This window comes from Pelodictyon phaeoclathratiforme BU-1 (assembly GCF_000020645.1).
Taxonomy (GTDB): domain Bacteria; phylum Bacteroidota; class Chlorobiia; order Chlorobiales; family Chlorobiaceae; genus Chlorobium; species Chlorobium phaeoclathratiforme.
On the sequence record NC_011060.1, the window covers coordinates 122,501 to 145,485 of the forward strand.

A 22,985-nucleotide genomic window follows, 5' to 3' on the forward strand; every position below is an offset into this window, starting at 1 on the left:
ATTGCAAGCAACTGAGGACGAATAATACTATCAGATTTTGCGCTATGGAAACAAACAAACTTTATGAATGTACGCTCATCATTGACGGAGGGCTTCAGGATGAGGCCATCGCCGCTGCAATGGCGTTAGTACAGAGGGTCATTACTGAAAAAGGCGGAAGTATCAGCAGTGTTCTCGAAATCGGAAGACGCAAGACAGCATATCCGATCAAGAAGAAAACTATCGGCTACTATGCCCACATCGAATTTACTGCGGCTACATCTGTGATTGCAGAGGTTGAAAAAGTTATTCGTTACGAGGAAGATCTGCTCCGTTACCTGATTATTCATCTTACCAGCGCACTGCTTGAAATGCGCAAAAGGGTTGAGAAGTATAGTGTTGTCATAGGCAGTCCGGAAGACAGCGCACTTGCCGAAGCCGCCGCAGCATCCGATACCGTTGCAAAATGATAGTCAGGGTTAGTTTGAACGCATGCTGAGAAGTGATTCCTTTGAGAACAAAACGGAGAAGATGTTATGGCTGAATTAAAAATGCCGGAAATAAACAGTGTCGTTATTGCTGGGAATCTTACCAAGGATCCTGTTTTCAGGCAGACTAATTCAGGCGGAACGCCTGTCGTTAATTTTTCAATTGCATGTAACCGAAGATTCCGCGACAGCAATCATCAATGGCAGGAAGATGTCTGTTATGTTGGAGTTGTTGCATGGAACAAGCTTGCGGAAAGCTGCCGTGACAATCTTAAAAAAAGTTCTGCAGTCCTTGTGGATGGTGAATTACAAAGCCGGACATGGAAAGCGCAGGACGGATCATCCAGAACCGTTGTTGAAATTAAAGCCAGAAGAATCCAGTTTCTCAACAAGCGCAAAAAGAACGGCGAAGAGGATGACGAAGGCTTTATCGAGGATGATTGTCACGATAACCATCATGAAGAAATTCATGAAGAAGATCCCACTCACATTTACGAATACAAATATCTTTCCTCCGATTGAGGGGATAGGGATAAGCCAAATTTTGTAATGAACTTATGAGACAAAAATTTACACACGCACAGGGCCACAAATCACAGGGCAACAAATCACTGAGCAACGCGTTGGCGTCGAAGAAAAAAGTGTCGAAAAATCAGGTTGTCTTTTTCGATTATCGCGACGAACGCAAGCTGAAGAGATTTATTAACGATCAAGGAAAAATTATTCCTCGTCGCATCACCGGACTCTCTGCCAAAGAGCAGAACCTCCTTACCCATTCAGTAAAATGGGCACGGTTCCTGGCAGTAATCCCTTATGTTGTCGACGAATACAAATAACCAATTTCGCAATCAATTGAACGAGGAAGCTAAGCAGTGAAAGTCATTTTAAGAAACAATGTGGCTACCCTTGGCGATGCAGGTGAAGTTGTTGCCGTCAAGAACGGTTATGCAAACAATTTCCTGATTCCGCAGGGTATGGCTATAAGAGCTACCGAGGGAACGCTCAAAGCTCTTGAAACAGAGAAAAAGCAGCAGACCAAAAAAATCGAGTTGCAGCGCAAACACGCCCGTGAGCATGCTCAGACAATCGAGCAGATGTCACTGAAGGTTTATGCAAAAGCTGGTGATTCGGGCAAACTCTTCGGGACCGTGACTTCGGCTGATATTGCCGATGCCCTCAAAGCTCAGGGGATCGACATCGACCGCCGGAAGATCACCATTGAAGCTCCGATCAAGTCGCTCGGTAAATATGAAGCAGACGCAAAAATCTTTCAGGATATCACGGTCAAAGTTCATTTCGAAGTCGAAGCTGAAGGCTCAGAAGCCTGACCCGTCGCATTCGAGAGGAGAACTGATGAAAAGCATTGCAGGTTAATCCCGCAACGTCAAGCTCCGTGACACGTTCAGTCACGGAGCTTTTTTTTAGCAACTTATGCAATCAAAAGAAAATCACATGGAAGCGAAAGAAATTATTCTCGACGTGATGAAAAAAGAGGGCAGCCCCTTGAATGCCGGCCGGATTGCCGAAATCAGCGGACTGGATCGCAAAGAGGTCGATAAGGCGATGAAGGCGCTGAAAGATGAAGAGCTGATCGTCTCTCCAAAGCGCTGCTACTGGGAAGTCAAGGCCTAATCGATGGGTTTGTTTCCTGTTCTATGATTTTCCGCGGAACATCTGCAACAGCCTTGCTCCGAATGTTTGTTTCGGTCTTCCTTTAACAGGCAGCCCCTCCTTTGCCCACCGCATAATCCCGTACTGCATATTGACCACTTTGCGATATCCGTGGGTCATCAGAATACGGGTTGCTACTGCGCTGCGGCTCCCGCTATTGCAGGCAATAATGACTTGGCGCTTTACCGGAATCTCCTGAAACCGTTTCTCAAAGTCACGAAAAGGAATCAGCATGATTTCAGGCACATCGAAAGATTTTCTGGCAACCTCATATGCTTCGCGGACATCGACAAGCAACGCCCCCTTTCTGAATCATTGCAAACGCTTTCGCGGGTACCACTTCCTGGACTTTGTTCATAATCTGTTTTGGATCAGCTTATCAAATAGTTGAGTCAACGACGCCACACTCAGCGCTCCCTTCTCTCCGACCTCATTGTTAACGGCTTTATACCTATACCCCGTACCGGTATAAATAGTACAAAATATCAGGCACAAAACAAGCTCTTATCTTTTGTGAACAGTTCACTCTTCCTTACTCATTATTCTCGTTCCAGTACCTGTAAATCTTGACGACAAAACCCGGCATCAGTTGGATCATATCGGAAACGTCCTCTTCCGACAACGCCTTGTAATCATCCGTGATTTTACTGAGAATCAACATCGGCATTGCAAGCAAACCGCTCTCTTCATCCGCAAAAAGAGGCTTCCATGCTTCCTGGGTCAGCTCCATTCCTAAAGTAAATCCCACGGCCCAATTTTCAACAGCAAGCTCTTTTGCCTCCTCGTCCGGATAGCTGAATCGCTCAAACAAAGGAAGAAAGCCGTCAGGATTGTTGAGGAATTGCAGTGCAATGGTGTTCATATGGCGAAGAAGAAACTCCCAGATCATCTCCTCCTCATCTACAGAAGAAAAACGGGGCACAGCGCTCTTCTCCTGATTCCAGATAGAGGGAATCCAGATTTCCGGCGGAACCACACCCGGGCCGGCAATCAGCGCAGTCATATATCCATCCACCATTTCAATCGAAGACAAAGAATCCTCAGGCATTAAATCAGAGAGCAGAAAGCTTTCCAGCCGATCAAGCTCCTCAACGGAAAGCGGTTGCTGCAGCGGGTCGGTTGGTTTCATGTCAGCAGGCATTAAAATGAGGTATAACAAAGCTCTCTTTATTCCCTAAACGTAGCAAAAAAAAAATTAAATCCTTATGAATCGAAATTCCCGGAGCAGAACCCTCGCGCACCATCGCATCCCTTATTCACCGATAATCTTGATTAGCACCCGCTTTTTTCTCTTGCCATCAAACTCCCCGTAAAAAATCTGCTCCCAGGTACCAAAATGCAACCGACCTTTTGTGACAGCAACCACGACCTCCCGGCCCATGATCTGGCGCTTGTGATGGGCATCACCATTATCCTCTCCGGTTCTGTTGTGCTGGTAGCGGCTTAGCGGCTCATGCGGAGCCAGCTCCTCAAGCCACCGCTTGTAGTCCTGATGCAACCCCGGTTCATCATCATTGATAAAGACCGATGCGGTTATATGCATCGCATTCACCAGGCAGAGCCCCTCCTGAATGCCGCTCTCCTGAAGAGCCCGCTCAACGTCGCCGGTGATATTGACAAAATCCATTCTGGCAGGTATCTGGAGCCAGAGTTCCTTATGGTATGATTTCATGCTGCAGAAGGTTAATGTTCAGAGCCTTGCCGATGTCGGCTCCAAGTTCCAGCGCATTTATTCCCGCTGTTGGTCGTTACGAATATACACCCTGAAAGTAGGATAAAGCGCACACTATCATGAGGTCACTCCCAGATATTTCAGGAACAGCCGATCTCTGGCTACGGATTCAGTAGACCAGCGGTAGTTGCCCATGACAGTTCGTACTTGAGTCGTCTCAATGCAATCGAACCAATCCAGAATCTGAGCGAGAGATCGTTGCTCAAGCCACTGTTCCAATTTTTTTTCGAGATTGACAAGTGCTTTGGTTTTTTCGCTTCCGTTCTTTCCAAGCTCTGCCCGCATTTCCTTGATTTTCTTGGTCAGGAAGCAATGATACCCCAGTGACACAAACTGTACGAATTGCCTTCCCCGCAGGTTGTCTGGATGCCATGTGCGCGGCCTTGCTCCATCAAGGCCTCCCTTCACCACGGCGAAGATCTCCTCTATTTTTTCACGCAATCGATAGTCTGCCAACGCTGTGAAGGTCTTCATGGCCTGATTGCTGACGAGCGCAAAATAGCCGAAGTATTTCGTCGCTTCGACAAATGGCCTTGTCGTTGAAACCGACCCTCAATTGTCCACCACGCCCCTTTTTTGAGCAGATCAGATATCGCTCGATTTTTCGTTGCGCAGATTTCGTGAACTCCATCACCCCATCTTCTACTTGAGCTTTGAGTTCAAACAGCTCCTTGCGGAAGTCGAGCTGCTTCTTGGTGTCGCTGTTAGGGGAATAGAAGACATGGACATAAAGGCGGCGCACGAACCTCTCTTCTTCTCCGCTCAGCTTGCCGTTTCGCGACAGTTGGCGCACTCGACCGAACTCGTGCATTCTCATCGCCGTGGCGCCGCAAACCGACGGATCAAACTGGCAAGTGCTCGACATGCCCGCCAGCGTCTCCCGAAGCGCATCCACCGTCTCGCGAACCCAAGTGATATTGGGGTCAACCAGAGTAAGGAATTTCATGTTGCGCAAGGCGAATTTCATCATGTTCCCCTCACTGTAGTAGCCGTTATCGGTAACGATCAAGGGTTTCTCAAGGTTAAAGCACTTGAGTTGCTTCAGGGTGTTCTCAATGGATATGACGTCCGGAACATTGCCAGGCTGCTTGGCGAATGCTAACGGCTCGCGTTCCTTTACGGAATACAAGGTTAGAAGCTTGATGGTTTTCAGTCCGTCACCATCCTTATTGAACCCATGCCGTGCTTCCGACTGGTTCTCGGAGTAGGTCGATATCGTGGTCGAATCAAACGCCAGCACAGGTGCCTTGCCCAGGCGATCCGCCCGGAAGGAGAAGTAGCGCTGCACGCGGTCTTCGTCGCACCCGACACATTTGAACAAGTCACTGTAAACGTCTTCAGTGATAACTTCGCTGTAGGGAAGGGAGTGCATTACCTGCCAACCCTCAAGGCGTGGCAAGGTGTTTCCGCCGGAACCGATCCAGTAACGCGCAATAGAGAGAATCTTGGCAGCGTCGCCCTCGCTGAACGAAGAACGCACGTCATCGTCAATGCCGGAGGCTTTACCGACCCACTCCAGAAGATCCGTGAGGCCACTGTGCCTGCGTAGCGCACCAACCAAGCCCCCTTCATTTTTGCTTTTTTTCGGGCGTGTAGGGATTATCTCCTGTGTTCCCGACTTGATTTTCCCTTGGAGCTTCTGACTGACGGTATAGGTCTTTCTGGTTCGTTCATTATAGCCTGTAACCCGCTCATAGATGTAAATATCGCCATTCGGGCGCCTTTCACGCCGTTCGCCAACGTGAGTTTTTCCAGTTACTGGTTTAGACACGGGGTATTCTCCTTTTTAAAGTGTTTTCCTTATTATACATACGTACACGTTAAAAAGCAAGAAAAAAGCGCGGTTTTTCTAAAAAAAACACAACTTCTCCGGAAAAAACACAACTTTTTTTGAAATAGTGCTCAGGTGGCGATCTTTTTTAGTTAATGTGTGCGCTTTATCCGACTTTCAGGATACACAGAAGCTGTTCACGCTGGCAATGCTAATCCTTACCGGGTTTTGAATCCCTTTCCTGAAGCCCCCTTTGGAACCTCCACGCAATGCGTAACAATAATCGTTCTGATCCTGAGCTTTTTTCCCTTAAGCTTTGTACCTTAAAGTATTAGGCAAGATGCATGGTTTTTTTCAGCCACAATGAGACGCACAATTCCAGGGAGGAACCGTGACCAACGAAAAAAGAACGCCAATGGATTTAATGGATGATATTTACAGCCTTGCATATTGGATGACCGGCTCAGAGGCATCAGCCACTGAGTTGGTCAACATAACCTACCTGAATGTTACTCTTGATACACCGGAAAGTGAGGTATACAAAACATTCAGAGAGTGTTATTTCGACACTTTCGGTTACGAAGAGGCACCCTGTATTCCCAAACCGTCATGTAACCCTATGGAAAAAATGGGGAGTGTATTACTGCAGCGGGATGCCGATATAAAATTATCAGTACTGCTTTCAGCGGTTTCCGGGCTCAAACACGGAGCGATATCCAAAATAATCGGCAAACCCCTTGACACCATCAGAGAGTGGCTATCAGTAGGGCGTAAATCGCTTGCAGAGAGAGTTCTCACATATGATGCCTCACTTTTACATGGCATTTCCATCGATAAAGATCCGCTATGAAATAACTTCGATCAACCGTAAAGCCATAGGATGCATCTCTTCCAATTCCGTGATGCCGAGAAATCGGGAAAACTCCTTCACGTCGTGACAATACGCCTGTCATGTCTTATCACTCCGGATTTTGGCATACCATTCGAGTTGCGGAGGCATGACCTTAAGGGCACGAACCTGCGGTACTGAACGTGCCCGTTTTTCGAGTATCGGAAGGGTGCGGCTTATGGCGCCCCTTCACAAAGTACTCTGTCCCAAATTGGCAGCTTCGCTTCAGGTTATTAAACGTCCTGCCCATCTTGCGTAACATTTTGTACATCTTGATCATACCGTTGCCAGTAACAGATTCCGCTTGGCATCCTTGCTCATAACCTTGCTCATCCCCTCAGTAGTTAAAAAACAGCACCCATAAGAGAATAAAAAATGGGAGCAGTATCGGCAGTGAGTATTTGTAGATGTACTCCAGAAAATCGGGAACGTCAACATCTGCCTGTGCGGCAATGTTTTTTACCATGAAGTTCGGGGCGTTGCCGATGTAGGTCATTGCCCCAAAAAAGACTGCCGCAATCGAGATTGCCATAAGGTAAATGTCTGAGGATACATCGCCCTGAAGCGGGGATGCAACGCCGGTAGCGAAGTGCCTTATATCTTCAGGGGAACCGATATCCAGTCCAAACTTTCCTAACGCACCGGCGAAGAAGTTCAGATAAGTAGGAGCGTTATCAAGTACTCCGGAAAGAGCCCCGGTCAACCAGTAGAAACGTGATACCGAAAAATCAGCAGCATGTGATGACGCGTAGTATCCGATGAGTTCAAGAGCCGGAATCATGGTGGCAAAGATGCCAATAAAAAGAAAAGCAACCTCCTTGATGGGTTCAAAGTTGAATTCATTGCCCTTGAATGCCTCATGATTTGAGAATTTATAGGCGGCAATGGCAACCATAAACATGATCAGTTCCCGGATACCGAATGGCAGATGAAAAAGCTTCTGAAGGCTCGGGATGCCCTCTATTACTGCTGGATCAAGAAAAACCGCAGCAATGATCACTGCGAGAAAGAGGAAATTTCTTCGGCCTGTAATGCTTACTCCGCCGTTTACTTCAGCCCCTTTCATATCACCAGTCCCCCTCTTCACATCGAGAATGATGAAAATGAGAAGAAGACCGGCAACTGTAATGAGCCATGGCAACCATACTTTGGGTAACACCCAGAAAAAGGGGACACCTTTCAAAAAACCGAGAAACAAGGGAGGATCGCCTATAGGAGTAAGTGCGCCACCAATGTTGCTGACAATGAAGATGAAAAAGACAATATGAAATGGTTTGAGACGACCTTTATTGATTCGCATGTAAGGTCTTATGAGCAGCATGGAGGCGCCGGTTGTTCCGACCAGATTTGAAATAATGGCCCCAAAAAAGAGTAAAAGCGCATTCATCAAAGGGGTTCCTTTCCGCTCTATTCTGATGAGTATTCCGCCGGATACCACAAACAGTGATGAGATCAAGGCAATGAAGGAGAGGTACTCTTCAAGGGTATGTTCCAGCACATGCCACCCGCCATCCATTAATAAACCATAGTAACATGCAACAATGAAACCAAGTCCTACGGAAACCTTTGGATAGTGCCGATCCCAGAAGCGATGGAACAAAAGGGGGCCGGTTGCTATCATAACGAGCAGAGCAATAAACGGCGTAACAAGCCAGACTGGTGGGAGACTCTTCTGAAATGTGACAGCAAGGGCGGGCGCCACTGCAGTGATATCGAGAGCTTCAGCATAAAGTGCCCCGCTTAAACCCACTGACACGGCAAACATACAGGCAAAGAAGAGGAGAGAACGTTTTGTCGGTTTCATAAACAACAATCTTCTGCAAAAAGCATGAAATGGAGAAATCCTTGTTCCCATAGTATACATTGATTTTCAGACAATAACTTAAGTTGCTACCTTACTCCATCACACGGCCCGGTTTGAGCGTAGCATAACGGTGCTGCTATCCATCAGAATGCCCGGACATAATGGCGATCAGGCAAGATATTGCACCATGTGAACCCCATCGGTTAAGCCAGTATGAAAATGAGTGATTTCGATAATAAAAATCCCTGTTATGATTAAAAAGATCTTGCACTCATTTAACATACAGCCGGATGCTGAAACCTTCGATGTCATCCACAATGCGGTAGAAAGTGAGATCGTTTTTAAAGGCAGCAGGCTGTGGATTCTGATTTTTGCCACCATTCTTGCCTCTGTAGGATTGAATATCAACTCTACAGCCGTCATTATTGGAGCCATGCTTATTTCACCGCTGATGGGTCCGATTAATGGCATGGGATACAGCATTGCAACATACGATTTCCCTCTGCTTCGAAAGGCGTTCAAGAACTTCTCCTTTGCTGTTCTGGCAAGTCTGGCCGCCTCAACGCTCTACTTTGCCATCAGCCCGGTTTCGAGCGCTCATTCCGAACTGCTTGCACGCACGAGTCCTACTATTTAGTGCCAGAAAGAAAACCCCTGTTTTTTGAAAATTTGACAACCTCCCGCCGGATTAAAAACCATTTTTAATGATCAACAAAAGGCGTTTTTGTGCTGATCGTGACACGCCATGGGTAAACTACCGAATTTTGCTCCAGGAAGCGTCATAACGAACGGATCTCTCCCTGCGAATTGGTAAAAAACTCTTTTTTTGGGGAGAGAACTCAGGCAGCTTTTTTGTAGGGCCCTCGATGTCGCTTCGCATCCTGCTTGTACAAGAGTGCTCCATAACGATGAATGTTGCGAGCCAGCACTGCAAGGGCAACATAGCGATTGAATCCTTTGATGCCATCATCAGGGCATATATCCAAGCCGTGAACCTCAAGTGCGTTGATTGCTGATTCAACTGCCGAATGCTGCCGTCGCAGTCTCCTGAATTCCGGCTCGGATTCATGAGCTTTGTCGATTTTTGAGAGCTTGCCTTTTTTCGGCATAACAACTTTTTCAAGAAGCGCTTTCAGGTCGCGTTGGTTATCCGGGCTATGAAAGCCTTTGTCGTAGCTGATCGATCGCAAGTTTGGAAAACGTTGCTTGGTCTCTTCGATAATGGACACTGCGATGTCGCTATCGACAACTTTTTCCATGACCTGATGATGCAGGATAAAACGATACTGATCTTCGATAATACAGACCCGTAATCCCAACTCAACCGGCACTCCCGCCTTGCCTTTACTGATCCACTCGGTGTGTGGCTGAAAAATTGAAAAGACTTTCTCCGCATGCGGAATAACCTCGTCATTTATCCGACGACGAATTTGCCCCATTTGTACCTCAGCATGAGCAATATAGCCGTTAAGCTGGCTGAGCCGCAACGGATTTAAGCCACCCAGTTCTGCGCCGGTACGCACTGCCCGTTGTAACTGATAATCGACTGCCGCAAGGTAATCGAGGAGTGCTTGCTTTATTTGTTGATCTTTGAGAGCTTTCTTTTCCGGCTTTTTTGATGTCGAGTGCTTGAGCTGTTGCACAATACGACGCATTCTTTTGATATGCCGGATGTTATGATCGTATTGGCGCCATTGACTTAATCCTTCATCAAAAGACCATTTCGCACAGACCTCAATGGCTTTGCGAATGGCATCGAACAACTGGCTTGTATCAGCAGGAAAGTGAACGTTGGTTTCCACCACAAACGAATCACCTCGGGCCATTAAAGGGAAATTTTCTTCCTCTTTTTTTTTACTAACGTATGACCTGCACGGACAATTTCCTGGTTGATTCGATCAAGCAATTCGGGGGTAAACAGTCGGACATTATCTTTGATGGTCTGGAGTTCATAAGATGTTTTATCAGTCCAATCGTTGTGACCAAGCATCTGGCGAAGCGTATCGTGGTGATTGACCAATTCATGAAGCCGATCGTAATCAGCGTTGATTCCCAGTCGAACGACACCCAGTACCAAAATTGCCCATTGCTCCATACCGGGACGCCCTGTGTTTGGGTCAGCTTTTCCTTCTCCTTTTTTCCGTTCAGGACGAACCTCTTCGAGGATGGCAAAAACACGCTTGCGCAACTCCTCGTCGGTGTAGATGCCCTGAAGGCCCCTCAAGATTTTTGGGATATCATCTCGTGATTTCGGATCGAAAACAATGGCAGAAATATCGGTACGACCGAACATCATTTGGTGGTTGATGACGCTACGCATAGTGGATTTCAAAAAACGAAGTTTGGAGTCTGTTTCTCTTTGAGGGCACCCTGCAACACCTTTTCTCTATCAAAAATGCTTCTAATGGGGTATTATTACGCTTTAGCTCAGGGTCCGTCAAATATCTTTGACCATGAAATAACAATATAAACTATTATTTTATAATATCATAACAGTTTTTCGTTCATCCACTATTTACGATGTCCTGATCGCACTTTTTGGCGGGCTTGCCGGTACGATTTCCCTGACTACAAAGCTGAAGGGCAATGTTGTGCCGGGTGTGGCTATTGCTACAGCGCTTATGCCTCCTCTCTGTACGGCGGGTTATGGACTGGCAACCGCTCACTTTCCATTTTTTTTCGGAGCAATCTATCTCTTTGCAATCAATGTGGTGTTTATCGGGATTTCAACAGTCGTCTTTTCGCAGGTTATGGCGTTTCCTATCAAATCCATTATTGATGATGCAAAAAAAGTGCGCATCAACCGCCTGATAACCGTAGTGATTTTGATTATGCTGGTTCCAAGCATCTATTTTGGTTACCTGCTTGTGCAGAATGAGGGATTTTTGGAAAACTCCGGCAAGTTTATCCGTAGCATCAGTTTTTTCCGTGGAGATTATCTTTTGCGTCACGAAATCAATGCCGATCACAAAACGATTACCCTCGTTTATGGCGGACGGACGCTGACGGATGAGGACAAGGCGCAGTTGAAAAAGCGAGCGGCGGAATTCGGGTTGGGAGATGTAGTCCTGAATTATCAGCAGGGACTTAACTTCAGCGAGATATCCATTCAGCTCAGCGAAACTGAACGGCTGAAATCTGAAGTTAACCGTCTCTCCCTTTTACTCCAGCAAAGCGCCCAGCAGCAGGATAGCGTTCAACAGCGCGGTTATACAGGAAAGGTTCTGCTGAAGGAGCTCAGGACACTTTATCCAATGCTCTCAGCATGCCTTTTCACAGAAACCTACCGGTTCAATGCCGATCCAGCATCGAAGGCAACAAAGGTGGCTTATGTTGTTCTATCCGCATCAACCCCTCTGGGAGAGAGTGAAAAAAAGAAAATTTTTGACTGGCTCAAGGTGAGGCTTCAGAACGACAGCTTGAGAACCGTCTTCGATTAATGAGCGTTATTGCCACCCGCCCCCAAGGGCTTTGTAGAGGTCGATCAGGTTGGCAAGAGTCTGTTGATGGATCAGGATTTCGTTCTGCTGAGCCTCGAAGAGGGAGCGTTGGGCGTCAAGCAGGGCGAAAGAGCTGTCGATGCCATGGTCGTAACGCGCTTTTGTGATGGTGCAGGCTTGATCGCTCTCTTTGACCAGAGCTTGCTGGGCCTGCAATTGTTCGGTGTAGGTAGCACGGGCGACCAGTGCATCGGCGACCTCCCGGAAGGCACTCTGGATAGCTTTTTCATATCGGGTGACGGCAATATCCCTGTTTGTTTCAGCCAGTTTGAGGTTGGAGCGCAACCGGCCTCCCTGGAAGATCGGGAGCGTTACCTGTGGGGCGAAGCTCCAGACACCGCTCGACCCGGCTTCGAAGAGATCCGACAAGCTGGCGCTGGCGAATCCGGCGGAACCGGTAAGGCTTATGCTGGGGAAGAATGAGGCCCGTGCGGCTCCGATGTTGGCATTTTCTGCCTTCAGTGCGTATTCCGCCTGCCGTACGTCCGGTCGATCGAGCAGGACGACGGAGGGAATGCCGACGGGGAGTCTCTCCATCACCTCAACATCGGCCAGGGGTTGGGGTTCGAGGAGCGTCGGATCGATCTCCTTTCCGACCAGCAGGGTCAGGGCGTTCTTGTCCTGTTCCACATGACGTTGATATTGCGCACGGCTGGCCCGGGCCGATTCGACCAGTGTTGCGGACTGTGCCACATCGAGTCGTGACTTTGCCCCGAGATCGAAGCTGCGTTTGATGAGATCGCAGGCATCCTGCCTTGTTTTGAGCGTGCTTTCAGTCAGTCGCAGCAGTTCAACATCGGCAAGATAGGTGAGATAGGCGTTGGCAACTTCAGCGACCAGGCTTGTCTGGGCGGCTTTGCGCCCCTCTTCGGTAGCGAGATACTGGTTGATGGCGCGATTACTGAGACTGCGTACACGACCGAAAAGATCAAGTTCATAAGCCGTCGTGCCGATGCCAGCGCTATATGTTGATGTGATTTCCGTTTTTCCGGTGCCGCTCATGCTTGTTGACAACTGCTGTCGGGTGTAGTTTCCCGAGGAATTGATCGATGGCAGGAGATCCGAACGCTGGATGCGCCAGGTGTGGCGGGCCGCTTCGATGTTGAGGGCGGCTATTCTCAGGTCGCGGTTGTTGGCAAGGGATGCTTCGATAAGGCTTTGCAGTTTTGGCGACCTGAACATGCTCCGCCATCCGATATCGGCGGTATGCGACTCTTCCACGGATTGCGGTGCAGCGGAAGCAACCGGCCACTCCTTGGTGACGGGTGCCGTTGGGCGAACATAGGTTGGCGCAAGCGAACAGGCCGTCAGGGTGGTTGCTGCCAGGCATAAAGGAATCAGCAGTTTAGTGTTCATGGTTCGATCCCTTGTTTGTTTTGGGTTACTGCGGTGTCGGTTACCCTCTTTCGGGCAAACCGGGATTGTACGAGGATGAAGAAGAGCGGCACAAAGAAGATCGTCAGTACCGTACCGGACAACATGCCTCCGATTACGCCGATGCCGATGGCGTGCTGGCTTGCCGATCCTGCTCCGGAGGAGAAGGCGAGCGGCGTGACACCAAGGATGAATGCCATGGAGGTCATGATGATCGGTCGAAGTCGCTGACTTGCTGCAGAGAGTACCGCCTCCTGCAGGCTCATTCCGCTTTCGTAGAGCGTTTTGGCGAACTCCACGATGAGGATGGCATTTTTCGCCGTCAGGCCAACAGTTGTCAACAGGCCGACCTTGAAGAAGACGTCGTTTGAAAGGCCTGAGAGAAATGTTGCCAGAACGGTGCCGAGGACCCCGAGCGGGACTACCAGCATGACGGCAATCGGCACGCTCCAGCTTTCGTAAAGAGCTGCCAGACAAAGAAAGACGAAAAGCAGGGAGAGCGTGTAGAGCAGCAGCGTTTGCTGGCCTGCAGCACGCTCTTCGTAGGAGAGGCCGGTCCATTCGACGCCGAAACCTTCAGGGAGTTTCTCCGCCAGGTTTGCCATGATGGCCATGGCATCGCCCGAGCTTACGCCTGGCGCCGGGGCTCCCTGGATATTGACCGACGAGATGCCGTTAAACCGTTCGAGCTTGGGTGAGCCGAAGCTCCACCGCCCCGAGGAAAACGATGAGAAGGGAACCATGTCACCACTGGAGTTCCGGACGTGCCAGATGTTGACGTCCCCCGGGTTCATGCGGTACGGCGCGTCTCCCTGCATGAACACCTTCTTGATGCGCCCCTCATGCACGAAATCGTTCACATAAGATGAACCCCAGGCGGTCTGCAGCGTCGAGTTGATGTCGGCGATCGATACCCCGAAGGCGCTTGCCTGTTCGTGGTCGATATCGATTTTGAATTGTGGCACATCTTCAAGGCCATTGGGACGCACGCCGCTCAGGGAGGGGTTCTTCGCAGCCATTCCGAGCAGTTGGTTCCGGGCGGCCATGAGAGCCTCATGACCCTTGCCGGTCCGGTCTAAAAGCTGAAGGTCGAAACCCGAGGCGTTGCCGAGCTCCATGACGGCTGGCGGGTAAAATGCAAAGATCATGGCATCCTTCACGCTCGACAGGGCGCCCATGGTTCTTCCGGCGATCGAGGCAACATCCTGACCCTTGTTCTTGCGTTTCGACCAGTCCCTGAGCTGGACGAAACCCATGGCCGAGTTCTGGCCCTGACCCGCGAAACTGAAACCGGTGACGCTGAAGATGCTTTCGATGCTCTCTTTTTCCTGATTGAGGAGGTAGCGTTCCATCCTCTTCACGCTTTCGAGTGTCCGCTCCTTGGTCGCTCCGGATGGGGTGGAAAGCTGGACGAAGAGGAAGCCTTGATCTTCGTCCGGCAGAAACGAGGTCGGGATGCGCGTCAAAACGATCCCAAGCAGCACCACGATCAGCATAAAAGCGAGCAGCGAGCGCTTGACCCGTTCCGTCATAACACGGGCGCCGTTGACATAGCGTTCCCGGTTATGGTTGAACATGCCGTTGAACCAGGCGAAAAAGCGCCCGAGAGGGCCAGCACCGTAGAGATGGCCATCCGCTCTGACCGGCTTGAGGAGGCTGGCGCAGAGAGCCGGTGTCAGGATCAGCGCAACCAGCACCGAGAGCAGCATCGCCGAGACGATGGTGATCGAGAACTGGCGGTAGATGGTCCCCGTGGAGCCTTTGAAGAAGGCCATCGGCACGAAGACGGCCGAGAGCACAAGGGCGATACCGATCAGTGCGCTCGATATTTGCTTCATCGATTTCCTGGTCGCCTCCAGCGGGGAGAGTCGCTCCTCTTCCATGATGCGTTCGACGTTCTCAACCACGACAATGGCGTCATCGACAAGCAATCCGATGGCGAGGACCATGGCGAACATGCTGAGGGTGTTGATGGAGAAGCCGAACATCGACATCACCCCGAAGGTACCGAGCAGCACAACCGGAACCGCGATGGTGGGTACCAGTGTGGCCCGGAAGTTCTGGAGAAACAGGAACATGACCAGGAAGACGAGGATGACTGCCACAATCAGGGTATGAACAACCCCTTCGATCGATGTCTTGACGAATGGTGTCGTGTCGAATGGGTAGACGATCTGCACACCCGGCGGGAGAAGCGGCTTCAGGGCGCTCATTTTCGCTTTGACAAGAGTGGCGGTGTTCAGGGCATTTGCCCCGGTCGCCAGGGTGATGGCCATGCCGGCAGCCGGTTTGCCGTTGAAGCGCGTGGTCATGTCGTAGTTCTGCACACCGAGTTCGACGCGGGCCACATCCCTGAGGCGGATCTGCGAGCCGTCGCTATTGACCTTCAGCATGATCTTTTCGAAATCCCCGACGCTCTTCAGGCGCGACTGCGCTGTAATGGTGGCATTCAGTTGCTGGCCCGGAACCGAGGGTGTACCTCCCAACTGCCCGGCAGAGACATCGGCATTCTGTGCCGTGATAGCTGCCTGTACCTCGGTGGTGGTGAGGTTGAAGCTCGCCATCCGGTGGGGATCAAGCCAGATCCGCATCGAGTAGGGCTGCCCGAATACCTGGATGTTCCCGACGCCGGGTACGCGACTCAGCGGATCGAGGAGTTTCGAGTTGATGAAATCGTTCATCGCATATTCATCGATCCGGGGATCGTCCGAATAGACGCCCACGACCATCAGAAAGCCGGTATCTCCCTTGGTCACCTTGATGCCCTGCTGCTGCACCTGTTGGGGAAGGTTCGACATGATCGACTGCAACTTGTTCTGCACCTGCACCTGGGCAATATCGGGGTTAGCTTCGGGCTCGAAGGTCACCGTGATGGTGACGTTGCCGTTCGAATCGCTCCCGGCGCTGAAGTAGCGGAGATGGTCGATACCGGTGAGAGCCTGTTCAATAACCTGCGTCACGCTGTTTTCAACCGCTTCGGCAGATGCGCCGGGATAGGTGGCGCTGACGTTGATGGTCGGCGCCGCGATGCGCGGATATTGCTCAACCGGCAGGGTATTGATGGCGATGATTCCTCCGAGCATGATGCAGATGGAGATCACCCAGGCAAAGACGGGTCGCTCTATAAAAAATCCGGACATGGTATTGGTGCGTTGAAATGTAATGAATTATCTCGCCGGTACGGGTGGCAGTGCAGCCTCGACGGTTTTGACCGCCATGCCGGGCTGGATTTTCATGATGCCTTCGTACACGACCTTTTCGCCTGCTTTGAGTCCGCTGCTCACAAGCCACCTCTCTCCGACAACCTCCGTAACGATGATCGGGCGAGGGTTTGCCTTGCCGTCCGGCCCGACAACCCAGACCGAAACCGACCCGTCCGCACTCCTGCTGACCGATTTTTGCGGCACGAGGATCGCATTCTCCTCTCTCCACTGTTCAAGACGTGCATGAACGAACATGCCGGGGAGGATTTCATTGCCGGGGTTGGTGAACAATATGCGCAGCAGCACCGTACCGGTGCTCGGGTTGACCGTTACATCCGAAAACTTCAGCGTGCCGGGTTCTCCTTTGGGTTTTCCATCCACCAGAAGCTCGATAGGAGCGCTCCCGGCGCTGGAATCGCCCACCTGGCCCTGATGGCGCTGTCGCAGTTGTATCAGCTCCCCGCTCGACTGGGAGACGTCCACATAGATCTGGTCGAGCTGTTGCACCACAGCAAGGGGGTCGGCCTGATTGGCATTGACCAGAGCCCCCTCAGTCACCTTCGATTGGCCGATGCGCCCGGAAATCGGAGACATGACTCTGGTGTAGTCGAGATTGATAGCCGCCGCAGCAACTTCGGATCTGGCCATGGCGACATCTGCCCTCGCCTGGGCAAGGCTCGCTTTCGCATCGTCATACTCCTGCTGGCTGACGCCACCGATTTTGACCAGCTCTTCGTAGCGGCCTGCTTTGGCCTGGAGCGATATCACGTTGGCCTCGGCTTTGCTGAGGCTCGCTTTTGCACTGTTACAGGCTGCCTTGTAGGTCGCGGGGTCGATCTGGTAGAGTTGCTGACCCTGTTGAACAAGGCTTCCTTCCACGAAGAAGCGCTTCGTAACAATGCCACTCACCTGCGGCCGAATCTCGGCCATACGTACAGCCGAAGTCCGCCCCGGCAGCTCTTTTGTCAAGACGAGGAGCTCGGGTTTCATGGTCACGACACTGACCTCCGGTTTCATGCCGGAATCCTGACGCTGCTCTGACGCTCCCTTCGGCCACAGGAACCAGCCGGCAATCAGGGTGACAAGCAAACCGGCGATGATATAAGACCTTTTCATCATTGATAACGTATCCTTTTATGGGTTTGGTGTGGTTGTCGGATGGCTTTCAGGATAACCGATATACATCTTCCGGATCTGTTCCAGGAAGGGCAGACGCTCCTCGTCGCTTCTGTCGACAAGGCCGAACCACTCGTGGCAACTGAATCCTATAAAGGCAAAATAGGCCATGCGGGCCGCTTCAGGCTTCGCTCCGCTATCCATGGCAAGCAAGTCCCGCTCTATCCACTTCAGCATCCGCTGCCGAAGCGACTCCTCGCTCGACATGGAGGATGTGATAGCCATGGAGACAGCGCGTTCCGTATCATCCAAGGCACGCTCGGCAATTTTGAGACGTGCGAAAAGTTCGGGGTGAGGGGTGTCGGCGCACTCGACAAGCGCTGATTCGATGCGTGCCGTATCGCGCTCAAACTGCCGGTCGATCAGAGCTTCGAGCAGGGCGGTCTTGGATTTGTAGTCGTAAACCACCCTCGATTTGCTGATTCCTGCCTCCTGAGCCACAGCATCGATGGAGAGGCGGGATGCACCATGCTTGACAACAACCCGCTCGATTGCATCGAGTATTTCAGAGTCGGTGACTTTTTTCGGTCTTGACATAATGTGTTCTCTTTGATCGAATTTAAGAACGATCGTTCTTTTATGCAAATTGTTTCTGCGATTTTTTCCCTGCCCGTTTCGAATGACTACTGTTCCGAAGTTGCCACCATCATGCCACGCGTGCTTGCGCCGGAACCGGGCATGGAGATCTACGATCCCTGCACCGGTTCCGGCGGCCTTCTTGTGAAATGCGAGATCGCCGAAGAGCTGAACGCCATCGAGCTGGAGGCAAGAGAAACCGACGAAGCCCTGCGGAATATCCTCAGGTAACAGGGAGTCGGCGTATGAAGAAGAAATCCACCGACGCCTCCATACCACCCTGATGATCTCATTCGCAACTGGCTATGAAATCGGAATACTTAATGTCGTTATTCATTAATAAAAGTGAAGGCGTTGTAGCTATCGCGACATAAATCGCGACACGATGTCGTGATTTATTAACAAAAGAGAAGGTGTAGATGCTATCGCGACATGAATTGCGACACCGTGTCGTGATGCGTGCAGTACGCTGTATCAGCTTATGGTACAGGGCATCGAAAACAACTTTGATCTTGTTGAGGAAGAGTGGGATTCCGGATCGCGTCTGTTTACGGTATATTAGAGGACTGGCTCTGTGGGTTTATTACTCGAATAATTCAATGAAGTGAAGTGCAATGAACAATCATTTTGATCTGCCGACAGTCATCGTCATCGTTATTACCTTTGTGTTGTTCACCATTGCGCTCTTTGTGAAAGGGCTGACGCATGACATACTCATGGAGGCAGGTGTGTTCCTGGTTTCCGTGAAACTCATTCTGATGAGTTACAAAAGCAGCGTGACAAGCCGGAAGGTGATGGATGAACTGCAGGAGATTAAAAGCATGTTGCATGCCAGGAAAGAGTAAGGTGCTATCTCAGTTCGTACCAGACACCACGCCCACTGCCGTGCCGGATAAGGTGACCGCGTTCGACCAGGGTTCGGAAGTGTCCTTTCAAGGTGTTGCGGCTGACGCCAGTCAACTTGACAGCTTCTCCTATTGTTATGCGTCCATGTTCACGGGCAAATTCGACGATGTGCAGTGAGAGTTCCGGCAAGGAGACGAAACGATACCGAGCTCTTTGCCATTTTCATCAAAAGGCAGCGACGCTGTTCGAGCTTGTTTTGTGCAAAAGTCTCTTTAAAATCGGGGTCGCTAACCTTAAATTATTGGCCCCATAATGTCGACAATGGAGCCGCCCACAGGCCATCACCCAGTGGCATGGTTTCTGTCCCATCATAAAGCAGAATACCCATTTTGAAGAGGCCGCCTGCTACACTTGCCAGCTTTTTCAGACCGCGTAAATCACCAGCATTGACGGTGGCAGAGGCTTTTACCTCAACACCAATCAGTTGGCCGGAAGCGTTTTCGATCACCATATCCACTTCAAACATGTCAAGGTCACGGTAGTAGAGCAGTTTATAATCGCCTTCCGCCGTAGAGCTGTGCTTGAGCAGTTCACTATAGACGAAGGTTTCCAGAATTTTGCCAAACCGGCTGCGATCTTGCTGCACTTCGGTAGCACCAAGATCAAGCAATGTGGCCAGCAAACCGGCATCAATAAACTGCAACTTGGGGGTTTTGACAACACGCTTGAGTCGATTCCTGGCCCAGACCTCAATGCGCTTAAGCAAATACATCTGTTCCAGCACTCCTGTATAGCGTGAAGCCGTCTTGCTGTCCAAACCGACCTGACCACCCAGTTTGGTGTAATTACACATCTGACCTGATATTTCAGCCAGGATGCGCAAAAACCTTGGCAATTGATCGAGCTTGTCGATGCTGGCCACATCGCGGACATCGCGTTGAATGATGGCATTAAGGTACTGGCGCGCCCACACCGTACGCCTGCGTGCATCGGTGCGGGAAATCGCTTCAGGATAGCCGCCCCGCAAAACAACCTCGCACAATTCATCACCTGTCACCGGCATGGTGACCTTGAGCAGCCTGCCTGCAAAAGCCGCATCGATCCAATTCGCCGTACTCCCATGCAACTCGCTTTGCGACAGCGGCAGCAAGGTGAGCGTCTCCATGCGGCCAGCCAGAGAATCCGCTACCGCAGGCAGTACCATCAAGTTCGCTGATCCGGTAAGCAAGAACCGCCCGGGGCGCCGATCCTCATCAACACTCTTTTTGATAGCAAGCAGCAGTTGAGGCGCACGCTGGATTTCATCAATGACAGCACAATCAAGGCTGCGAATCATCCCGACCGGATCATTTCTGGCAGACAACAACGTCAACTCGTCATCAAGTGTGAGATAGCGCATCCCTTCGATTGCCATTTGTCGCACCAGGGTTGTTTTGCCTGCCTGACGCGGCCCTGCAACCAAAACCACGGGAGTGTCGGCCAACGCTTCAGCAATGCGCATTTCAATCAGGCGAGAGTAATGAGAAGCTTTATTCATTGGTATTCGGGGTCGTAAAATATGGAATCAATAAACGTAAAATATGGAATCGATGAACATAAATTACGGAATATAAACCAGAGTATTCTGGAAAAGAGCAAACTGTAGCTGAAATCAGGCTTGACCACGGACACGGCCAGAGTCGATGGAAATTCGAGTGCTGCGGTAACTTGTTTTCCAGCGAATGGGTAAAGCCCATCGAGTCATCAAATGACGATGAATGGCAAGCCGAGTGGATTTAGTCTGGAGGATTTCAAAGCTTATGCAAAGAGCGCATCCATGAAGCGCGGGCGTGCGGAAACGATTATTGATGAAGTGAGAAACGTTGTGGCGCAATGGCAGTATTATGCCAGCGAGTCGCGCGTCAATCCAGAGCAACGGGATAAAATAGAGTCAGCCCTGAGACTGGAGCCCCTGCGCCATCCCGCAGGTGCTCGACTTCCTGAAGGAGTACATCCTCTTTGCCGAGAAGGACGAGGAGCTGAACAAATATATCCTGCGTCAGCACCAGACCGGCGCGCTGGAGCAGGTGGTCAGGCGTGCCCTCGATCCTGAGCTCTGGGACTATGTCATCGTCCACGAACTGCTCCATTTCTCCTGAACAGCCGCTCAACGTCACCGGTGATATTGACAAAATCCATTCTTGCAGGTATCTGGAGCCAGAGTTCCTTGTGGTAGGATTTCATTATTCAGAAGGTTAACGTTCAGAGTGTTGGCGATATCAGCTCCATGTTCCAGCGCATGAGTTGCCGCTTTTGACCGCAACGAGTGTACACAGAGCCCGTTCATGCTGGCAATGATTGTTGGTTTCTTTTCCGGATTTCCGGATAATACAGGTATAGACTGCCTGAGAAGTAACCCCAACAACCTTGAACACGGTTACTCCTCGCCGGGCACAATACTTCGTGAACTTGCTTTACAACTCCGGCGAGAGAGAGTGAAGTTAATGAAAGCCTCATAAATCAAGACGGGCGAGCCGAAACAACCGCGATTTTCAAGCCAAGGGCACGAAGGACGGCATTGATCGTTTCAAAGCGAGGATGAGCGCCCTGACGTAACGCCTTGTAGAGGCTTTCTCTGCCAAGAGCCGCTTCTTTAGCTATTTGCGCCATGCCACAAGCCTTTGCTACGTCACCAAGCGCAGCGATGAACCTGAAGCCCCTCCCATTTCGCAGGTGTTAATTTACTTGTTTTTTGCTTGGCTTTATGCAATAGTAAAGTCAAACTTTACTATTGCATATAATGATTACGCGTCATCTCCTGTTCGCTGGTGGCTATCCGCGTATTCATGCAGATCACCTTGATCCGGCAGTCATGCTCGGAGATTATTTTGCCACCTATGTTGAACGCGATTTGCGGGATTTGATACAATTACGCTCAATCCGGCAATTTGAAAACTTTGTCCGCCTGGCAGCAGGAAGAGTGGGACAACTGCTCAATCTGCAGTCTCTTGCTGCTGATGCCGGGGTTTCAAGTGTGACAGCAAAAAGCTGGCTTACCCTGCTTGAGGCCTCCTATATTGTTTTTTTACTTCCCCCGTGGTTTGCCAATGTCGGAAAACGATTGACAAAGTCGCCAAAACTCTATTTTTACGATGTAGGTTTGGCTTCCTGGCTGATCGGAATAACACAGGAGTCACATCTGCAAGCTCATCCCTTGCGAGGATCGCTGTTTGAAAATCTGGTGGTTCTTGAAATGCTCAAGGCTCGCATCAATGATGGCCTGGCAGCAAATCTTCATTTTTATCGCGACAGCAGTGGACTGGAAGTTGATGTTCTGCTGGAAGCGGGTAATATGATAAGGCTCTTCGAAATCAAGTCATCGCAGACGATTAATCAGGAGAGTTTCATACAACTCAATAAAGTTGCTGCTATTTTTGGTGAACGTGTCGTGAAAAAAGTGGTGCTCTATGCTGGTCATGAACAACAAGAACGCAGTAATTCCACGGTGTCAAGTTATCTGTATGCCGGTGAAGCCGCAACCAACGAAGGTATCTTGGGGTCTGCTCACGAAACGGACTAAATTGCCTGCTAATCCCGTTTGTAAAAAAGCGTCAAAAGCTTGAAATCAGAGACGCTATTAGCAATTTAGCATCTTTTGAACACGATGCTAATACGTTTTAATAAACTTTTACTTATTATGGGATAATGTTCTTTTGGATGAATTGAGATTTTATAAAATATTTTTTTGAGTGCAGCCGCTTAGGGATCGCCATTGGTTTTAAGAACCTCTTTATTACATGTGATGCAGGAACAAAAAAGCACCTTTACAGTTGTCGTTACAGGCGACGTTACAATGGATTGGAACATAGCGCACAAGTCGCGTGCATTACGTGAACCCACAGAGTGGACTGGTCAAGCAAGAAGTAACATGAACTGGCAATTTGGTAGCGCTGCTTTGCTTGCCGACCTTATCGCGACCATGACACGCGAGCGACAT

21 protein-coding genes and 4 pseudogenes are annotated in these 22,985 nt (G+C 50.2%); 12 read left to right on the plus strand and 13 right to left on the minus strand.

The window, feature by feature from the left end; all coding sequences use genetic code 11:
* The first annotated feature begins 44 nt into the window (after nt 1–44).
* The 5 genes from rpsF (at nt 45) to PPHA_RS00605 (ending at nt 2,099) form a co-directional block, all read left to right on the plus strand.
* Nucleotides 45–449 carry a 30S ribosomal protein S6 gene (gene rpsF / locus PPHA_RS00585; protein WP_012506961.1) on the plus strand — a complete coding sequence of 135 codons (405 nt, stop codon included), beginning with the start codon at nt 45–47 and terminating at the stop codon, nt 447–449.
* A gap of 66 nt (nt 450–515) precedes the next feature.
* The gene (locus tag PPHA_RS00590) at nt 516–989 is read left to right on the plus strand and encodes a single-stranded DNA-binding protein (RefSeq protein ID WP_012506962.1); all 474 of its coding nucleotides are present in this window, start codon (nt 516–518) and stop codon (nt 987–989) included.
* Nucleotides 990–1,024: 35 nt separating this feature from the next.
* Nucleotides 1,025–1,303: a 30S ribosomal protein S18 gene (gene rpsR, locus PPHA_RS00595; RefSeq protein ID WP_012506963.1), complete on the plus strand. Its 279-nt coding sequence runs from the start codon at nt 1,025–1,027 to the stop codon at nt 1,301–1,303.
* Nucleotides 1,304–1,339: 36 nt separating this feature from the next.
* Entirely contained in the window at nt 1,340–1,795 is a 456-nt protein-coding gene (gene rplI / locus PPHA_RS00600; protein WP_012506964.1) for a 50S ribosomal protein L9, read from the plus strand.
* A 124-nt stretch (nt 1,796–1,919) separates the two neighbouring features.
* A complete protein-coding gene (locus PPHA_RS00605) occupies nt 1,920–2,099 on the plus strand; it encodes a MarR family transcriptional regulator (protein ID WP_041526358.1) in 180 nt (59 codons plus the stop codon).
* 21 nt (nt 2,100–2,120) lie between these two features.
* Here the strand turns inward: PPHA_RS00605 and PPHA_RS00610 are convergent, their stop codons facing one another.
* From PPHA_RS00610 to PPHA_RS00625, 4 genes and pseudogenes are all read right to left on the minus strand, one after another.
* Nucleotides 2,121–2,435, minus strand: a complete 315-nt coding sequence (locus PPHA_RS00610) for a rhodanese-like domain-containing protein (RefSeq protein WP_012506966.1) — start codon at nt 2,433–2,435, stop codon at nt 2,121–2,123.
* A 235-nt stretch (nt 2,436–2,670) separates the two neighbouring features.
* Nucleotides 2,671–3,267 (minus strand): UPF0149 family protein, encoded by a 597-nt coding sequence (locus tag PPHA_RS00615; protein ID WP_012506967.1) that lies wholly within the window; start codon nt 3,265–3,267, stop codon nt 2,671–2,673.
* A gap of 123 nt (nt 3,268–3,390) precedes the next feature.
* Nucleotides 3,391–3,810 (minus strand): secondary thiamine-phosphate synthase enzyme YjbQ, encoded by a 420-nt coding sequence (locus PPHA_RS00620; RefSeq protein ID WP_012506968.1) that lies wholly within the window; start codon nt 3,808–3,810, stop codon nt 3,391–3,393.
* A 117-nt stretch (nt 3,811–3,927) separates the two neighbouring features.
* A pseudogene (locus PPHA_RS00625) lies at nt 3,928–5,641 on the minus strand (IS1634 family transposase).
* A 415-nt stretch (nt 5,642–6,056) separates the two neighbouring features.
* On the opposite strand from PPHA_RS00625, the gene PPHA_RS00630 reads away from it, so the two are divergent.
* Nucleotides 6,057–6,491, plus strand: coding sequence for an RNA polymerase sigma24 factor (locus PPHA_RS00630; RefSeq protein ID WP_012506969.1), 435 nt, complete (start codon nt 6,057–6,059; stop codon nt 6,489–6,491).
* Between the two features lie 376 nt (nt 6,492–6,867).
* On the opposite strand, the gene PPHA_RS00635 is transcribed toward PPHA_RS00630, so the two are convergent.
* The gene (locus PPHA_RS00635; RefSeq protein ID WP_012506970.1) at nt 6,868–8,334 is read right to left on the minus strand and encodes a sodium:proton antiporter; all 1,467 of its coding nucleotides are present in this window, start codon (nt 8,332–8,334) and stop codon (nt 6,868–6,870) included.
* A 250-nt stretch (nt 8,335–8,584) separates the two neighbouring features.
* Between PPHA_RS00635 and PPHA_RS00640 the strand changes: the two are divergent.
* Nucleotides 8,585–8,968 (plus strand): annotated as a pseudogene (locus PPHA_RS00640) (DUF389 domain-containing protein); the annotation flags it as partial.
* Nucleotides 8,969–9,173: 205 nt separating this feature from the next.
* Here PPHA_RS00640 and PPHA_RS00645 read toward each other — a convergent pair.
* Nucleotides 9,174–10,654, minus strand: a protein-coding gene (locus PPHA_RS00645) for an ISNCY-like element ISPph5 family transposase (RefSeq protein WP_150085532.1) whose coding sequence is annotated in 2 segments (ribosomal slippage) — nt 9,174–10,192 and nt 10,192–10,654 — 1,482 coding nt in all. Because the reading frame shifts where the segments join, the coding sequence is not laid out codon by codon here.
* 244 nt (nt 10,655–10,898) lie between these two features.
* Between PPHA_RS00645 and PPHA_RS00655 the strand changes: the two genes are divergently transcribed.
* Entirely contained in the window at nt 10,899–11,774 is an 876-nt protein-coding gene (locus tag PPHA_RS00655) for a DUF389 domain-containing protein (RefSeq protein WP_397233977.1), read from the plus strand.
* Nucleotides 11,775–11,780: 6 nt separating this feature from the next.
* On the opposite strand, the gene PPHA_RS00660 is transcribed toward PPHA_RS00655, so the two are convergent.
* From PPHA_RS00660 to PPHA_RS00675, 4 genes are read right to left on the minus strand one after another with little or no spacing between them, the layout of a single operon-like run.
* Nucleotides 11,781–13,190: an efflux transporter outer membrane subunit gene (locus PPHA_RS00660; RefSeq protein ID WP_012506972.1), complete on the minus strand. Its 1,410-nt coding sequence runs from the start codon at nt 13,188–13,190 to the stop codon at nt 11,781–11,783.
* Nucleotides 13,187–16,348 carry an efflux RND transporter permease subunit gene (locus PPHA_RS00665; RefSeq protein WP_012506973.1) on the minus strand — a complete coding sequence of 1,054 codons (3,162 nt, stop codon included), beginning with the start codon at nt 16,346–16,348 and terminating at the stop codon, nt 13,187–13,189. The genes PPHA_RS00660 and PPHA_RS00665 overlap by 4 nt, the downstream gene beginning before the upstream one ends.
* 27 nt (nt 16,349–16,375) lie before the next feature.
* Nucleotides 16,376–17,530 (minus strand): efflux RND transporter periplasmic adaptor subunit, encoded by a 1,155-nt coding sequence (locus PPHA_RS00670; RefSeq protein WP_012506974.1) that lies wholly within the window; start codon nt 17,528–17,530, stop codon nt 16,376–16,378.
* 15 nt (nt 17,531–17,545) lie between these two features.
* Entirely contained in the window at nt 17,546–18,124 is a 579-nt protein-coding gene (locus tag PPHA_RS00675; protein WP_041526363.1) for a TetR/AcrR family transcriptional regulator, read from the minus strand.
* Between the two features lie 96 nt (nt 18,125–18,220).
* Here PPHA_RS00675 and PPHA_RS16660 point away from each other — a divergent pair.
* Nucleotides 18,221–18,340 (plus strand): annotated as a pseudogene (locus PPHA_RS16660) (N-6 DNA methylase); the annotation flags it as partial.
* 437 nt (nt 18,341–18,777) lie between these two features.
* A complete protein-coding gene (locus PPHA_RS00685; protein ID WP_012506976.1) occupies nt 18,778–19,008 on the plus strand; it encodes a hypothetical protein in 231 nt (76 codons plus the stop codon).
* Between the two features lie 4 nt (nt 19,009–19,012).
* On the opposite strand, the pseudogene PPHA_RS14790 reads toward PPHA_RS00685, so the two are convergent.
* Nucleotides 19,013–19,204: pseudogene (locus tag PPHA_RS14790) on the minus strand (DUF977 family protein); the annotation flags it as partial.
* 103 nt (nt 19,205–19,307) lie between these two features.
* Complete coding sequence (locus PPHA_RS00695) at nt 19,308–20,546, minus strand: ATP-binding protein (RefSeq protein ID WP_012506977.1); 1,239 nt, start codon at nt 20,544–20,546, stop codon at nt 19,308–19,310.
* Between the two features lie 430 nt (nt 20,547–20,976).
* Here PPHA_RS00695 and PPHA_RS15790 point away from each other — a divergent pair, with 430 nt between their 5' ends.
* Nucleotides 20,977–21,147 carry a DEAD/DEAH box helicase family protein gene (locus PPHA_RS15790; protein ID WP_190274008.1) on the plus strand — a complete coding sequence of 57 codons (171 nt, stop codon included), beginning with the start codon at nt 20,977–20,979 and terminating at the stop codon, nt 21,145–21,147.
* A gap of 361 nt (nt 21,148–21,508) precedes the next feature.
* Here PPHA_RS15790 and PPHA_RS00705 read toward each other — a convergent pair whose 3' ends face one another.
* Nucleotides 21,509–21,658 (minus strand): addiction module antidote protein, encoded by a 150-nt coding sequence (locus tag PPHA_RS00705; RefSeq protein ID WP_083765294.1) that lies wholly within the window; start codon nt 21,656–21,658, stop codon nt 21,509–21,511.
* A gap of 130 nt (nt 21,659–21,788) precedes the next feature.
* On the opposite strand from PPHA_RS00705, the gene PPHA_RS00710 reads away from it, so the two are divergent.
* Nucleotides 21,789–22,568, plus strand: a complete 780-nt coding sequence (locus PPHA_RS00710) for an ATP-binding protein (RefSeq protein ID WP_012506978.1) — start codon at nt 21,789–21,791, stop codon at nt 22,566–22,568.
* Nucleotides 22,569–22,985 lie beyond the last annotated feature (417 nt).

What these genes read in the sequence shown, in the direction of transcription:
- rpsF (WP_012506961.1), top strand. Translation starts at nt 45, where the DNA reads ATGGAAACAAACAAACTTTATGAATGTACGCTCATCATTGACGGAGGG.
- PPHA_RS00590 (WP_012506962.1), top strand. Translation starts at nt 516, where the DNA reads ATGGCTGAATTAAAAATGCCGGAAATAAACAGTGTCGTTATTGCTGGG.
- rpsR (WP_012506963.1), top strand. Translation starts at nt 1,025, where the DNA reads ATGAGACAAAAATTTACACACGCACAGGGCCACAAATCACAGGGCAAC.
- PPHA_RS00605 (WP_041526358.1), top strand. Translation starts at nt 1,920, where the DNA reads ATGGAAGCGAAAGAAATTATTCTCGACGTGATGAAAAAAGAGGGCAGC.
- PPHA_RS00615 (WP_012506967.1), bottom strand. Translation starts at nt 3,267, where the DNA reads ATGAAACCAACCGACCCGCTGCAGCAACCGCTTTCCGTTGAGGAGCTT.
- PPHA_RS00620 (WP_012506968.1), bottom strand. Translation starts at nt 3,810, where the DNA reads ATGAAATCATACCATAAGGAACTCTGGCTCCAGATACCTGCCAGAATG.
- PPHA_RS00630 (WP_012506969.1), top strand. Translation starts at nt 6,057, where the DNA reads ATGGATTTAATGGATGATATTTACAGCCTTGCATATTGGATGACCGGC.
- PPHA_RS00635 (WP_012506970.1), bottom strand. Translation starts at nt 8,334, where the DNA reads ATGAAACCGACAAAACGTTCTCTCCTCTTCTTTGCCTGTATGTTTGCC.
- PPHA_RS00660 (WP_012506972.1), bottom strand. Translation starts at nt 13,190, where the DNA reads ATGAACACTAAACTGCTGATTCCTTTATGCCTGGCAGCAACCACCCTG.
- PPHA_RS00665 (WP_012506973.1), bottom strand. Translation starts at nt 16,348, where the DNA reads ATGTCCGGATTTTTTATAGAGCGACCCGTCTTTGCCTGGGTGATCTCC.
- PPHA_RS00670 (WP_012506974.1), bottom strand. Translation starts at nt 17,530, where the DNA reads ATGATGAAAAGGTCTTATATCATCGCCGGTTTGCTTGTCACCCTGATT.
- PPHA_RS00675 (WP_041526363.1), bottom strand. Translation starts at nt 18,124, where the DNA reads ATGTCAAGACCGAAAAAAGTCACCGACTCTGAAATACTCGATGCAATC.
- PPHA_RS00685 (WP_012506976.1), top strand. Translation starts at nt 18,778, where the DNA reads ATGAACAATCATTTTGATCTGCCGACAGTCATCGTCATCGTTATTACC.
- PPHA_RS00695 (WP_012506977.1), bottom strand. Translation starts at nt 20,546, where the DNA reads ATGAATAAAGCTTCTCATTACTCTCGCCTGATTGAAATGCGCATTGCT.
- PPHA_RS00705 (WP_083765294.1), bottom strand. Translation starts at nt 21,658, where the DNA reads ATGGCGCAAATAGCTAAAGAAGCGGCTCTTGGCAGAGAAAGCCTCTAC.
- PPHA_RS00710 (WP_012506978.1), top strand. Translation starts at nt 21,789, where the DNA reads ATGATTACGCGTCATCTCCTGTTCGCTGGTGGCTATCCGCGTATTCAT.